The organism is Pseudomonas sp. PF05 (genome assembly GCF_056521845.1).
Genome location: NZ_JBWLPW010000094.1, coordinates 1 through 358, shown reverse-complemented (window position 1 = coordinate 358; position 358 = coordinate 1). Strand labels below are relative to the sequence as shown.

At 64.5% G+C, this 358-nt stretch carries 1 protein-coding gene; it reads left to right on the top strand.

The annotated features are described in order from the left end of the window. Window positions 1-358: phosphopantetheine-binding protein (locus AC09SL_RS29580; RefSeq protein WP_479572025.1), on the top strand; the 358-nt coding region annotated here is incomplete at both ends.

The window sequence follows — 358 nt, the reverse complement described above, 5'->3', positions numbered from 1 at the left end:
GGCCGAACGCGTAGGCCGTCACGATCATTTCTTCGAACTGGGCGGGCATTCGCTGCTGGCGGTCAGCTTGATCGAGCGGATGCGCCAGGCCGGCTTGAGCGCCGATGTGCGCGTGCTGTTCGGCCAACCGACCCTCGCCGCGTTGGCGGCGGCAGTGGGGGGGGGCAGTGAAATCGACGTCCCGGCCAATGGCATCCCGTTCGGCTGCGAGCGGATCACGCCAGACATGCTGACGCTGACAAACCTTGACCAGGACGCTATCGACCGTATCGTGTCGACGGTGCCGGGTGGCGCCCGCAACGTGCAAGAAATCTACCCGGTGGCACCGTTGCAGGAAGGCATTCTTTACCATCACCTG